12 protein-coding genes are annotated in these 11,835 nt (G+C 67.1%); 11 read left to right on the plus strand and 1 reads right to left on the minus strand.

Annotated features, from left to right (window positions below; all coding sequences use genetic code 11):
- The first annotated feature begins 126 nt into the window (after window positions 1–126).
- The 8 genes from rpsA (at window position 127) to cysM (ending at window position 7,832) form a co-directional block, all read left to right on the plus strand.
- Complete coding sequence (gene rpsA, locus AC6LJ9_RS11660; protein WP_199771004.1) at window positions 127–1,839, plus strand: 30S ribosomal protein S1; 1,713 nt, start codon at window positions 127–129, stop codon at window positions 1,837–1,839.
- Window positions 1,840–1,842: 3 nt separating this feature from the next.
- Complete coding sequence (locus AC6LJ9_RS11665) at window positions 1,843–2,202, plus strand: integration host factor subunit beta (RefSeq protein WP_498147667.1); 360 nt, start codon at window positions 1,843–1,845, stop codon at window positions 2,200–2,202.
- 158 nt (window positions 2,203–2,360) lie between these two features.
- Window positions 2,361–2,675, plus strand: coding sequence for a LapA family protein (locus tag AC6LJ9_RS11670; protein ID WP_103273351.1), 315 nt, complete (start codon window positions 2,361–2,363; stop codon window positions 2,673–2,675).
- A 163-nt stretch (window positions 2,676–2,838) separates the two neighbouring features.
- Window positions 2,839–4,056: a lipopolysaccharide assembly protein LapB gene (gene lapB / locus AC6LJ9_RS11675; protein WP_212317452.1), complete on the plus strand. Its 1,218-nt coding sequence runs from the start codon at window positions 2,839–2,841 to the stop codon at window positions 4,054–4,056.
- Window positions 4,053–4,994 (plus strand): D-glycero-beta-D-manno-heptose-7-phosphate kinase, encoded by a 942-nt coding sequence (gene rfaE1 / locus AC6LJ9_RS11680; RefSeq protein WP_498147668.1) that lies wholly within the window; start codon window positions 4,053–4,055, stop codon window positions 4,992–4,994. Before lapB ends, rfaE1 begins: the two co-directional genes overlap by 4 nt.
- Window positions 4,991–5,980 (plus strand): ADP-glyceromanno-heptose 6-epimerase, encoded by a 990-nt coding sequence (gene rfaD, locus AC6LJ9_RS11685; protein WP_498147669.1) that lies wholly within the window; start codon window positions 4,991–4,993, stop codon window positions 5,978–5,980. Before rfaE1 ends, rfaD begins: the two co-directional genes overlap by 4 nt.
- A 215-nt stretch (window positions 5,981–6,195) precedes the next feature.
- Complete coding sequence (locus AC6LJ9_RS11690) at window positions 6,196–6,816, plus strand: ComEA family DNA-binding protein (protein ID WP_498147670.1); 621 nt, start codon at window positions 6,196–6,198, stop codon at window positions 6,814–6,816.
- Window positions 6,817–6,923: 107 nt separating this feature from the next.
- Window positions 6,924–7,832, plus strand: coding sequence for a cysteine synthase CysM (cysM, locus tag AC6LJ9_RS11695; RefSeq protein ID WP_498147671.1), 909 nt, complete (start codon window positions 6,924–6,926; stop codon window positions 7,830–7,832).
- 124 nt (window positions 7,833–7,956) lie between these two features.
- Here cysM and mltB read toward each other — a convergent pair whose 3' ends face one another.
- Window positions 7,957–9,120 (minus strand): lytic murein transglycosylase B, encoded by a 1,164-nt coding sequence (gene mltB / locus AC6LJ9_RS11700; protein ID WP_498147672.1) that lies wholly within the window; start codon window positions 9,118–9,120, stop codon window positions 7,957–7,959.
- A gap of 10 nt (window positions 9,121–9,130) precedes the next feature.
- Between mltB and AC6LJ9_RS11705 the strand changes: the two genes are divergently transcribed.
- From AC6LJ9_RS11705 to AC6LJ9_RS11715, 3 genes are all read left to right on the plus strand, one after another.
- The gene (locus AC6LJ9_RS11705; RefSeq protein WP_498147677.1) at window positions 9,131–10,054 is read left to right on the plus strand and encodes a histone deacetylase family protein; all 924 of its coding nucleotides are present in this window, start codon (window positions 9,131–9,133) and stop codon (window positions 10,052–10,054) included.
- Between the two features lie 70 nt (window positions 10,055–10,124).
- Window positions 10,125–10,874: an electron transfer flavoprotein subunit beta/FixA family protein gene (locus AC6LJ9_RS11710; protein WP_498147673.1), complete on the plus strand. Its 750-nt coding sequence runs from the start codon at window positions 10,125–10,127 to the stop codon at window positions 10,872–10,874.
- 1 nt (window position 10,875) lies between these two features.
- The gene (locus AC6LJ9_RS11715) at window positions 10,876–11,805 is read left to right on the plus strand and encodes an electron transfer flavoprotein subunit alpha/FixB family protein (RefSeq protein WP_498147674.1); all 930 of its coding nucleotides are present in this window, start codon (window positions 10,876–10,878) and stop codon (window positions 11,803–11,805) included.
- The last annotated feature ends 30 nt before the right edge of the window (window positions 11,806–11,835 follow it).

An 11,835-nucleotide genomic window follows, 5' to 3' on the forward strand; every position in this document is an offset into this window, starting at 1 on the left:
TCGCGGGACATCCCCTCAGGGAACCCGAAGACCAGGCGGGCAAGCAGGTACTTTGACTCCACTGCGGCGGGCAATCCGCTGTGGTGTGTTCTTAACGGCCATTTCGGCCTAATGGATTTCAACCCCATGTCTTCCGTTTCCACTACCGCCACCGGCGGCGAAAGCTTCGCCGACCTTTTCGCACAAAGCCTCAAGAGCCAGGACATGAAGTCCGGCGAGGTCATCAGCGCCGAAGTCGTGCGCGTCGACCACAACTTCGTCGTCGTCAACGCCGGCCTGAAGTCCGAAGCGCTGATCCCCCTGGAAGAGTTCCTGAACGACCAGGGCGAGCTCGAAGTGCAACCCGGCGATTTCGTCTCGGTGGCGATCGATTCGCTGGAAAACGGCTACGGCGACACGATCCTGTCGCGTGACCGCGCCAAGCGCCTGTCGGCCTGGCTGCAACTGGAAAAGGCCCTGGAAAACGGCGAGCTGGTCACCGGCACCATCACCGGCAAGGTGAAGGGCGGCCTGACCGTCATGACCAACGGCATCCGCGCGTTCCTGCCGGGTTCGCTGGTGGACCTGCGTCCGGTCAAGGACACCACCCCGTACGAAGGCAAGACCCTCGAATTCAAGGTCATCAAGCTCGACCGCAAGCGCAACAACGTCGTGCTGTCGCGTCGCCAGGTGCTGGAAGCCAGCATGGGCGAAGAGCGCCAGAAGCTGCTCGAAACCCTGCACGAAGGTGCTGTGGTCAAGGGCGTGGTCAAGAACATCACCGACTACGGCGCGTTCGTGGACCTGGGCGGCATCGACGGCCTGCTGCACATCACCGACATGGCCTGGCGCCGTGTCCGTCACCCGTCCGAAGTCCTGCAAGTGGGTCAGGAAGTCGAAGCCAAGGTCCTCAAGTTCGACCAGGAAAAGAGCCGCGTCTCGCTGGGCGTCAAGCAGCTGGGCGAAGATCCGTGGGTGGGCCTGGCTCGCCGCTACCCGCAGGGCACCCGCCTGTTCGGCAAGGTCACGAACCTGACCGACTACGGCGCGTTCGTTGAAGTCGAAGCCGGCATCGAAGGCCTGGTGCACGTCTCCGAAATGGACTGGACCAACAAGAACGTCGATCCGCGCAAGGTCGTGACCCTGGGCGAAGAAGTCGAAGTCATGGTCCTGGAGATCGACGAAGACCGTCGCCGCATCTCGCTGGGCATGAAGCAGTGCCGCCAGAACCCGTGGGAAGAGTTCGCCACCAACTTCAAGCGTGGTGACAAGGTCCGCGGCGCCATCAAGTCGATCACCGACTTCGGCGTGTTCGTCGGCCTGCCCGGCGGCATCGACGGCCTGGTTCACCTGTCCGACCTGTCGTGGACGGAAACCGGCGAAGAAGCCGTGCGCAACTTCAAGAAGGGCGACGAGATCGAAGCCGTGGTTCTGGGCATCGATACCGACAAGGAACGCATCTCGCTGGGCATCAAGCAGCTGGAAGGCGACCCCTTCAACAACTTCGTCGCCACCTACGACAAGGGCGCCGTGGTTCCGGGCACCATCAAGTCGGTCGAAGCCAAGGGCGCCGTGATCACGCTGTCCGTGGACGTCGAGGGCTACCTGCGCGCTTCCGAGATCTCCTCGGGCCGCGTCGAAGATGCCACCACCGTCCTGAAGGCCGGCGAGAACATCGAAGCCATGATCGTCAACATCGACCGCAAGACGCGTTCGATCCAGCTGTCGATCAAGGCCCGCGACAACGCCGAGACCGCCGAAACGATCCAGCGCATGTCGGAAGCCAGCGCCTCGTCGGGCACCACCAACCTCGGCGCGCTGCTCAAGGCCAAGCTGGACCAACAGCGCAACGACGGTTAATACGTGACCAAGTCGGAGCTGATCGCCGCCCTGGCGGCCCGCTATCCTCAGCTGGCCGCCCGGGACACCGACTACGCGGTCAAGACCGTGCTTGATGCGATGACCCAGGCCCTGGCCTCGGGCCAGCGCATCGAGATCCGCGGTTTTGGCAGCTTCTCGTTGTCCCAGCGGTCTCCCCGCGTCGGGCGCAACCCGAAGTCCGGCGAACAGGTGCTGGTGCCTGGCAAGCAGGTGCCGCATTTCAAGGCGGGCAAGGAATTGCGCGAGCGGGTGGACCTGGTCGGCGGCAACGAAGAGGACGCTCAATCTTCCGGATCGAGCGAACCGATGCCGTCTCTGGCGGGTCTGCACGCCATGCACTGATGGCCGGCAGGACCAGGCTGCCTTCGTGGCGGATCTGACCCCGAGCAAAGCCCCTTGAGCGATCAAGGGGCTTTGTTTTTTTGGGCGCCGCATCAAGTCCGCGGCAAGGCGCGCTTGTCGCTTACAATTGACGCCTCGATTTTTCTGGAGCATGCGCCATGCGCTACCTTGTCTGGGCCCTGCGATTGCTCGTGTTCGTCGCGGTTTTGATGTTCGCGCTGAAGAACACCAATCCCGTGGAAGTCCGGTTCTATGCCGATTACGTGGTCCAGGACGTGCCGCTGATCGTCGTCATGCTGGTGGTGTTCGTGCTGGGCGCGCTGTTCGGCCTGCTGCTGACCGTGCCGGCCGCCATGCGCCGCCGCCGCGAGGCCATGCGCCTGCGCCGCGAGCTCGACCGCGTGCAGGCCGCCGTGAATGGCACGACGCCGTCCGTGCCGCCGGAAGCCGTGGCGCCCATGTCGCCGCTGTAAAGGCCCGTACCCGCCGCGCGGTGCGCTTCCATCAGGCGGGCACTCAAGGCGCCCGCGGGCCGGCGGAGCCGGATCCACGGGATGGCGTGGCACCCGTCGGTTTTTTGCAGGACGTGGGGCGCGCCTGCCCACGAATAACTGAATTTCTTCAAGAGCCCGTACAGTGGATTTTGAACCTTGGTGGTTGATTTTCGTGCCGGTGCTGTTCGCGCTCGGCTGGCTGGCCGCGCGTTTCGACATCCGGCAAATGCTGCGTGAAACCCGCAGCCTGCCGGATTCCTATTTTCGCGGGCTGAACTTCCTGCTCAATGAGCAACCGGACCGCGCCATCGACGCCTTCGTCGAGGTCGCCAAGCTCGATCCCGAGACGACCGAATTGCACTTCGCGCTGGGCAGCCTGTTCCGGCGCCGCGGCGAGATGGAGCGCGCTATCCGCGTGCACCAGAGCCTCCTGAACCGATCCGATCTGCCGTCCGCCGAGCGCGAGCACGCGCAGCACGAACTGGCCCAGGACTTCCTGAAGGCCGGCATGCTCGATCGCGCCGAAAGCGGTTTCGAGCAGCTCAAGGACACCCGCTACGCCTTGCCGGCGCTGCGCTCGCTGATCCGCATCTACGAGTCGGAACACGATTGGCCGCGCGCGATCGAGGCCGTCAAGACCCTGCACGGGCTGGTTGACGAACCCGTGCCGCAGATCGTCCATTACTACTGCGAACAGGCGCAGACCGCGCTGCAGGCCAAGCCGGCCGACCTGGACGCGGCGCATGTCGCGCTCGAGGCCGCCGACCATGCGCTGACGATCGGCGACACGGCCGTCACGAGCAAGGGCACGACGGTGCGCACGGCCATGCTGCACGCTCGCGTGGCCTTGCTGGAGCAGGATCCCAAGCGCGAGCGCCTGTATCTCGAATCCGTGATGACCGACGCGCCCGAGTATGCCGGGCTGGTGGCCGAACAGGTGCTGGCCAACTACCGCGCGGCCGGCCAGGAAGCGGCCGGGCTGGACCTGCTGCAACGCCAGTACGCGCGGCACGCCTCGCTGGATCTGTTCAACGTGATCTTCCGTGAACTGCGCGTGCAGCAGGGCGCCTCGCCCGCCTGGGCGTTCGCCCGTGGCGCGTTGCGTCATCATCCCTCGCTGCTGGGCCTAGACCGCCTGCTGGAGGCCGAGCTGGCCAACGGCGAAGGCGCGGCCGAAGACGGCCCCGTGCAGGGCGCGGACCTGACCCTGCTGCGCAGCCTGATCCACAAGCATACGCAGCGGCTGGACCGCTATGCCTGCCGCAGCTGCGGTTTTCAGGCGCGTCGTTTCTATTGGCAATGTCCTGGCTGCAACGCGTGGGAAACCTACGCGCCGCGCCGTCTCGAGGAACTTGAATGAGCTCATTTCCCGCCGAAACCATCGCGCGCAGCCGTGTGCTCGTGGTTGGCGATGTGATGCTGGACCGTTACTGGTTCGGCGAAGTGGAACGCATCTCGCCCGAGGCGCCGGTGCCGGTGGTGCGCGTGGCACGCCGTGAAGACCGGCTCGGCGGCGCGGCCAACGTGGCGCGCAACGTCGCGGCCCTGGGCGGACATGTCACGCTGATCGGCGTGCTGGGCGAGGACGAGGCCGGCGCCAGCGTGCGCAAGCTGGCGCGAGAGGCCGGCATCGAAGGCGAGCTGATCGTCGATCCCTCGCTGCACACCACGTTGAAGATGCGGGTGCTCGGCCGCCAGCAGCAGTTGCTGCGGGTCGATTTCGAGCAGCATCCGGAAACAGCCGCGCTTGACGGCATCGATGCCGCCTTTGCCCGCCACCTGCCCAACCACGACGTGGTGGTGCTGTCGGACTATGCCAAGGGCGTGCTGACGCGCGTCGAGCCGCTGCTGATTCAGGCGCGCGCGGCGGGCATTCCCGTGCTGGTGGATCCCAAGGGCGACGATTATTCGCGTTATCGCGGTGCCACGCTGGTGACGCCCAACCGCTCGGAAATGCAGCAGGCCGTGGGCCGCTGGAATTCCGAATCCGAACTGACCGGTCGGGCGCAGCAACTGCGCGCCGACCTGGATCTGGAAGCCTTGCTCGTGACCCGTTCCGAGCAGGGCATGACCTTGTTCACCGACGCCGGCCGCGACCATATCGACGCCCAGGCGCATGAGGTGTTCGACGTGTCCGGCGCGGGCGACACCGTGCTGGCGACGCTGGCCGTCACGCGTGCCGTGGGCCTGCCCTGGGCCGAGGCCATGGCCTGGGCCAACAAGGCCGGCGGCATCGCCGTGGGCAAGCTCGGCACCTCCGTCGTCACCGCCGCGGAATTGGCAGGAGAAACAGCATGATCATCGTTACCGGAGCCGCTGGCTTCATCGGCAGCAACCTGGTGCGCGGCCTGAACCGCCGAGGCATCACCGACATCCTGGCGGTCGACGACCTGACCGAAGGCGACAAGTTCGTCAATCTGGTGGACTGCAAGATCGCGGACTACATGGACAAGGATGATTTCCGCCGCCGCGTGCTGGACGGCAGCCTGTCGCACGTCCGCGCGGTTCTGCACCAGGGCGCCTGCTCGGACACCACCGAGCGCAACGGCCGCTACATGCTCGACAACAACTACCGCGTCACGCTGGAACTGTTCGAGTTCTGCCAGGCGCGCGCGATCCCGTTCATCTACGCGTCCTCGGCGGCGGTGTATGGCGGTTCGTCGGTGTATGTCGAAGATCCCGCCAACGAAGGTCCGCTGAACGTCTACGGTTATTCCAAGCTGCTGTTCGACCAGGTGCTGCGCACCCGCATGGACACGCTCAAGGCCCAGGTCGTGGGCCTGCGCTACTTCAATGTCTACGGTCCGCATGAACAGCACAAGGGGCGCATGGCCTCGGTCGCCTTCCACAACATGAACCAGTTCCTGGAACATGGCCACGTACGCCTGTTCGCGGGCTGGGACGGCTATGTGGACGGCGGCCAGAGCCGCGACTTCATTTCGGTGGAGGACGTGGTGGCCGTGAATCTGCACTTCCTGGACAACCCGGGCACCTCGGGCATCTTCAATTGCGGCACGGGCCGCGCGCAGCCGTTCAATGACGTGGCCGCCGCCGTGGTCAACACGCTGCGCGCCGAGCGCGGCGAGGCCGAGCTGTCGCTGGCGCAGCTGGTGGAGCTGGACCTGATCCGCTATATCCCGTTCCCGGACGACCTGAAGGGACGCTACCAGAGCTATACCCAGGCGGACGTGTCGCGCCTGCGCGCCGCCGGCTTCACCGCGCCGATGCGCGACGTGCAGACGGGCGTGGCCGAGTACGTGCGCTACTGGCGCGCACGCAAGTAAGCTGCTGCCGGACGCCGGCCTGGCCGGGCCGGAACAAGCCGCCGCCATGCCTGGTCATGCCGGCGGCTTTTTCATGGGCGGCTGGCGCATTCCCGGCACGCGTACTTGCCGACGTGGATGTTTCCGTTCACCGCCGCGCCGCCGGCCGTCGGCGATCGCCATGATTTGAGGGTGGCGCGACAACCGTCGCGTCCGCTTCCTTTCAGGAGATCCGCATGCGTGCATACGCTATTCCGTCCGCCATCTCGTCCCGGCTGGCCGCCATTCCCTCCATCCTGCTGCAGGCGTCCGGCCGGCGTCCGGCGCCGCGCCCGCCGTCCGGCAACCAGGCCGACGCCGCGCCGCATCTTCCTGATTCCCGGCTGGCGAAGGCGCCGCGTCCGGGCGCGATGTCCCTGCCAGGCTGGCCTTGGCGCACGCCATGGCGCCGTCCCCGCAGCCTGAGCCGGGTCATGGCAGGATCCATGTGGCGTCTGCTGGCGGCAGCGGGCATGGCGCTGGCGGCCGCCACGGCCTCGGCCGTCGACGTCAACAGCGCCACTGCGCAGCAGCTGGAGTCGGTCAGCGGGATCGGCCCCAGCACGGCGCGGACCATCGTGCAGGAGCGCGAACGCGCTGGCGCCTTCGAATCGCTGGACGATCTGGCCGAGCGCGTGCGCGGCATCGGCCCGAAGAAGGCCAAGGCGCTGCAGGCAGCCGGACTGACGGTGGGCGGCGCCGATGGCGCTGCGCAGAATGCCGCGCAAGGCGCCGCCACGTCGGCGGGCAAGGGCGGCGCCCCGGCTGGCGCGGCCCAGCCCGCCAAGGGCGGATCCGCCGCGAAGGCCAGGCAGTAAGCCATGCCGTCCTTCACGTTGCCGGGCGTGAAGGACGGCGGGCGTGCCCCTGGCGCCGGCGCGGCTTTTGCGGCTGGCGCGCGCGCGCCGGGGTTATGATCGGCTCCATGACTACGAACTACCCCACCATCGAGCAGACCGTCGGCAATACGCCGCTCGTGCGTCTGCAGCGTATTCCCGGAGCTGCGGGCGCGGCGCGCGGCAATGTCATCCTGGCCAAGCTTGAGGGCAACAACCCCGCCGGGTCGGTCAAGGACCGGCCAGCGCTGTCCATGATCGCCCATGCCGAGGCACGTGGCGACATCAAGCCCGGCGATACCTTGATCGAGGCCACCAGCGGCAATACCGGCATCGCCCTGGCGATGGCCGCCGCCATGCGCGGCTACCGCATGATCCTGATCATGCCTGACAACCTGTCCGTCGAGCGCCGCGCGGCCATGGCCGCCTATGGCGCCGAGCTGATCCTCACGCCGGCCGACAAGGGCGGCATGGAGTACGCCCGGGATCTGGCCACCGAGATGCAGGCTGATGGCCGCGGCGTGGTGCTGGACCAGTTCGCCAATCCGGACAATCCACGCGCGCACATCGAAGGCACCGGCCCGGAAATCTGGAACCAGACCGAAGGCCGCGTCACGCACTTTGTCAGCGCGATGGGCACGACCGGCACCATCATGGGGGTTTCCACCTATCTGAAGTCGCGCAACGCCGCGATCCAGGTGGTGGGCGCGCAGCCGGCCGAAGGCTCGCAGATTCCCGGCATCCGTAAATGGCCCGAAGCCTACCTGCCCAAGATCTTCGACCGCAGCCGCGTGGACGCCTACGAATCCATCGTGCAGGCCGATGCCGAGAAGATGGCGCGCCGGTTGGCGGCGGAAGAGGGCATCTTCGCCGGGATTTCGTCGGCTGGCGCCCTGGTCGCCGCGCTGCGCGTGGCCGAAAGGGTGAACGATGCGACCATCGTCTTCATCGTCTGCGACCGGGGCGACCGCTACCTGTCCACGGGTGTGTTTAATTAGGACCACCCCCGAAGCGCCTTCGGCGCTTCCCCCTCGAGGGGGCGCCGCGACGGACCGGCAAAGCCGGCTCCGTGCGGCCTGGATTGAAACAGTCGCTGGTTGAGGGGCGGTTTGCCGGTCGCGTTCAGCGGCCGGCGCGGGCTTCGATTTCGGCGGCCAGGTCGGCCACGGCGGTGGCGTAGAAGTAGCTGCGGTTGTAGTGCGTCAGCGCGAAGAAGTTGGGCGTGCCGACGCGGTACTGGGCCGTGCCGCGTGCCTCTTCGACCAGATCGACGATGCCCAGGGGATGGGCGCTCCAGCCAACGGCGGAGGCGCCGGGCTGCAGGCGGCCGCCGGCGGCGCTGATCGTGTTCCAGCTTTGCTTGGGCACCAGGCCGCCGTCGACCAGGGCGGACGGGTCCGCGGGCAGGGTCACCGGCGCGAACACGGGCACGCCGCGCTGCCAGCCGTGCTGGGCCAGGAAGCTGCCCACGGACAGGATGGCGTCCTTGGTGCTGTTGGTCAGATCGATATGGCCGCTGTCGTCGCCGTCGACGGCGTAGCGCATGATGCTGCCCGGCATGAACTGCGGCATGCCGATGGCGCCAGCGTAGGAGCCGCGGGTTTCCAGGTCGAGCTTGCCCTGCATCACCAGCGTCAGGAAATCCCCGAGCTGGCCTCGGAACATGGCGGCGCGTTCAGGCTTGTCCGGATCGGGATAGTCGAAGGCCAGCGTGGTCAGCGCGTCCAGCACGCGGAAATTGCCCATATTGCGTCCATACAGCGTTTCGACGCCGATGATGGAGGCGATGATGGGGGCCGGCACGCCGAAGCGCTGCGCGGCCTGGTTCAATTGGTCGCGGTGCTCGTTGTAGAACTCCACGCCCCAGCCGATGCGCTTGGGCTCGACGAAGCGTGCGCGATAGGTCAGCCAGCTGCGCCAGATCTTCTTTCCAGGCGGCGCCGGCGCGATCAGGCGCGCCACGGTGGCGTTGTAGCGCGCGCCTTCCAGGGCGGCGACCATGGGCGCCAGCGACAGCTTGCGCTCGGCCGACAGGCCTTCCAGGAACTGCCGGACTTCGGGCTTGAGGGCGCCGCTGGGCGTGAGCGCGGCGGGGCCTTCGTCGGCCGTTTCCGCGCCGGGCGCGGGGGCGGTCGGGCCGATGCGGATGGGGGCGGCAGGGACCTCGCTGGCGGCGGACACGCCCGGCGCGGAGGACGAGCGGGGGGCGGAGGGAGCGGTGGTGGAACACCCCGCGAGCAGGGCCGACAAGGCCCCGAGTTGCAGTAATCGCCGACAGATGAACATAATCTTCCTTATGGAGACCATGTATCTTACCCACCCGGCATGCCGCTTGCATGAAATGGGCAGTTGGCATCCGGAAAGCCCGCAGAGGCTGGACGCCATCTTGGACCAGTTGTTGGCCAGCGGCCTGATGCCCTATCTCGACGATCGCCAGGCGCCGCAGGCCTCGCGTCACGACATCCTGCGGGTGCATACCGTTCAGTACCTGGACAGTCTGCGCCAGCATGTGCCCGAGCACGGCTACTACCCGATCGATCCCGATACCCTGATGAACCCGCACACCTACGAGGCCGCGCTGTACGCGGCCGGCGCGGGCGTGGCCGCGGTCGACGCGGTCATGGGCGGCGAGGCGCGCACCGCTTTTTGTGCGGTGCGTCCGCCCGGGCACCATGCCTGCCGTTCCCAGGCCATGGGCTTCTGCTTCCTGAACAACGTGGCCATCGCGGCCCGCCACGCGCTGGATTTCCACGGCCTGTCGCGGGTGGCCATCGTGGATTTCGACGTCCATCACGGCAACGGCACCGAGGATGTCTTCGCCGGCGATGAGCGGGTGCTGATGTGCAGCTTCTTCCAGCACCCGTTCTTTCCCAACAGCGGCGCGGACCATCCGGCCGCCAACATGCTCAACGTGCCGGTGCCGGCCTATACCGCGGGCGCGGCGGTCCGGTCCATCGTCAAGGACACTTGGCTGCCGCGGCTGGAGGCGCATCGGCCGGAGCTGATCCTGGTGTCGGCCGGATTCGACGCCCACCGGGAGGACGACATGGGCCAGATGGGCCTGGTCGAGGCCGACTACGCCTGGATCACCGAACAGCTCGTGGAGGTGGCCGACCGCCATGCCCAGGGGCGGATCGTCAGCACGCTGGAGGGCGGTTACAACCTTTCCGCCCTGGGTCGCAGCGTGGTCGCTCACATACGGGCGCTGGCGAAGCTGTAGAATCAGGAAAAAATTGTGCAATGCGATCCCGGCGCCTGCCGGGTGATTATTTCCATTTGGAGGCAGCGGGATGAAGGTTTTGGTACCTGTCAAGCGCGTCGTTGACTACAACGTCAAGGTGCGCGTCAAGTCGGATCAGACTGGCGTCGATATCGCCAATGTGAAGATGTCCATGAACCCCTTCGACGAAATCGCCGTCGAGGAAGCGACCCGCCTGAAGGAGAAGGGTTCGGTGGCCGAGGTCGTGGCCGTGTCTTGCGGCGTGGCCCAATGCCAGGAAACCCTGCGCACGGCGATGGCCATCGGCGCCGATCGCGGCGTGCTGGTGCAGACCGACGCCGAGCTGCAGCCGCTGGCCGTGGCCAAGCTGCTCAAGGCGCTGGTCGACAAGGAACAGCCGCAGCTGGTGATCCTGGGCAAGCAGGCGATCGACGACGACGCCAACCAGACCGGCCAGATGCTGGCCGCGCTGCTGGACTGGCCGCAAGCCACGTTCGCCAGCAAGGTCGAGCTGGGCGACGGCAAGGTCAACGTCACGCGCGAAGTCGACGGTGGCCTGGAAACCGTGTCGCTGAAGCTGCCGGCCATCATCACCACCGACCTGCGCCTGAACGAGCCGCGCTACGTGACGCTGCCGAACATCATGAAGGCCAAGAAGAAGCAGCTGGACACCGTGACGCCGCAGGACCTGGGCGTGGACCCGGCGCCGCGCCTGAAGACGCTGAAGGTCAGCGAGCCGCCGGCGCGCAAGGCCGGCATCAAGGTGCCCGACGTGGCGGCGCTGGTGGACAAACTCAAGAACGAAGCGAAGGTGGTCTGAGATGACGACGCTGGTTATTGCTGAACACGACAACGCCCAGCTCAAGGGCGCGACCCTGAACACCATCGCCGCCGCCGCCAAGATCGGCGGCGACGTGCACGTGCTGGTCGCCGGCGCCAATGCCCGCGCCGTGGCCGAGCAGGCCGCGCAGGCCGCCGGCGTGTCCAAGGTGTTGCTGGCCGACGCGCCGCAGCTGGCCGAAGGCCTGGCCGAGAACCTGGCTGCCCAGGTGCTGGCCGTGGCTTCGAGCTACAGCCACATCCTGTTCCCGGCCACCGCCTCGGGCAAGAACGTGGCCCCGCGCGTGGCCGCCAAGCTCGACGTGGCGCAGGTCTCGGACATCATCGGCGTGGAATCCGCCGACACCTTCCTGCGCCCGATCTACGCCGGCAACGCCATCGCCACGGTGCAGTCGGCCGACGCGGTCAAGGTCATCACCGTGCGCACCACCGGCTTTGACGCGGTGGCCGCCACCGGCGGCTCGGCCGCGATCGAGGACGCCGCCGCGGTGGCCGACTCGGGCCTGTCGAGCTTCGTCGGCCGTGAAGTCGCCAAGAGCGACCGTCCCGAGCTGGCCGGCGCGCGCGTCGTCGTCTCCGGCGGCCGCGGCCTGGGCAGCGCCGAGAACTTCAAGATCCTGGACCCGCTGGCCGACAAGCTGGGCGCGGCGCTGGGCGCTTCGCGCGCGGCGGTCGATGCCGGTTACGCGCCGAACGACTGGCAGGTCGGACAGACCGGCAAGATCGTGGCCCCGCAGCTGTATGTGGCCGTCGGCATCTCCGGCGCCATCCAGCACCTGGCCGGCATGAAGGACTCCAAGGTCATCGTGGCCATCAACAAGGATCCGGAAGCCCCGATCTTCGGCGTGGCCGACTACGGCCTGGTCGGCGATCTGTTCCAGGTCGTGCCGGAACTGACCGGCGCGCTCTAGAGCCAGAGGCAAGGCCTCTACGGAAAAGCC

This window comes from Achromobacter sp. 1011811831, assembly GCF_059760905.1.

What these genes read in the sequence shown, in the direction of transcription:
- AC6LJ9_RS11705 (WP_498147677.1), top strand. Translation starts at nt 9,131, where the DNA reads ATGGAGACCATGTATCTTACCCACCCGGCATGCCGCTTGCATGAAATG.
- rfaD (WP_498147669.1), top strand. Translation starts at nt 4,991, where the DNA reads ATGATCATCGTTACCGGAGCCGCTGGCTTCATCGGCAGCAACCTGGTG.
- AC6LJ9_RS11710 (WP_498147673.1), top strand. Translation starts at nt 10,125, where the DNA reads ATGAAGGTTTTGGTACCTGTCAAGCGCGTCGTTGACTACAACGTCAAG.
- AC6LJ9_RS11715 (WP_498147674.1), top strand. Translation starts at nt 10,876, where the DNA reads ATGACGACGCTGGTTATTGCTGAACACGACAACGCCCAGCTCAAGGGC.
- AC6LJ9_RS11670 (WP_103273351.1), top strand. Translation starts at nt 2,361, where the DNA reads ATGCGCTACCTTGTCTGGGCCCTGCGATTGCTCGTGTTCGTCGCGGTT.
- rpsA (WP_199771004.1), top strand. Translation starts at nt 127, where the DNA reads ATGTCTTCCGTTTCCACTACCGCCACCGGCGGCGAAAGCTTCGCCGAC.
- rfaE1 (WP_498147668.1), top strand. Translation starts at nt 4,053, where the DNA reads ATGAGCTCATTTCCCGCCGAAACCATCGCGCGCAGCCGTGTGCTCGTG.
- AC6LJ9_RS11690 (WP_498147670.1), top strand. Translation starts at nt 6,196, where the DNA reads ATGCGTGCATACGCTATTCCGTCCGCCATCTCGTCCCGGCTGGCCGCC.
- cysM (WP_498147671.1), top strand. Translation starts at nt 6,924, where the DNA reads ATGACTACGAACTACCCCACCATCGAGCAGACCGTCGGCAATACGCCG.
- mltB (WP_498147672.1), bottom strand. Translation starts at nt 9,120, where the DNA reads ATGTTCATCTGTCGGCGATTACTGCAACTCGGGGCCTTGTCGGCCCTG.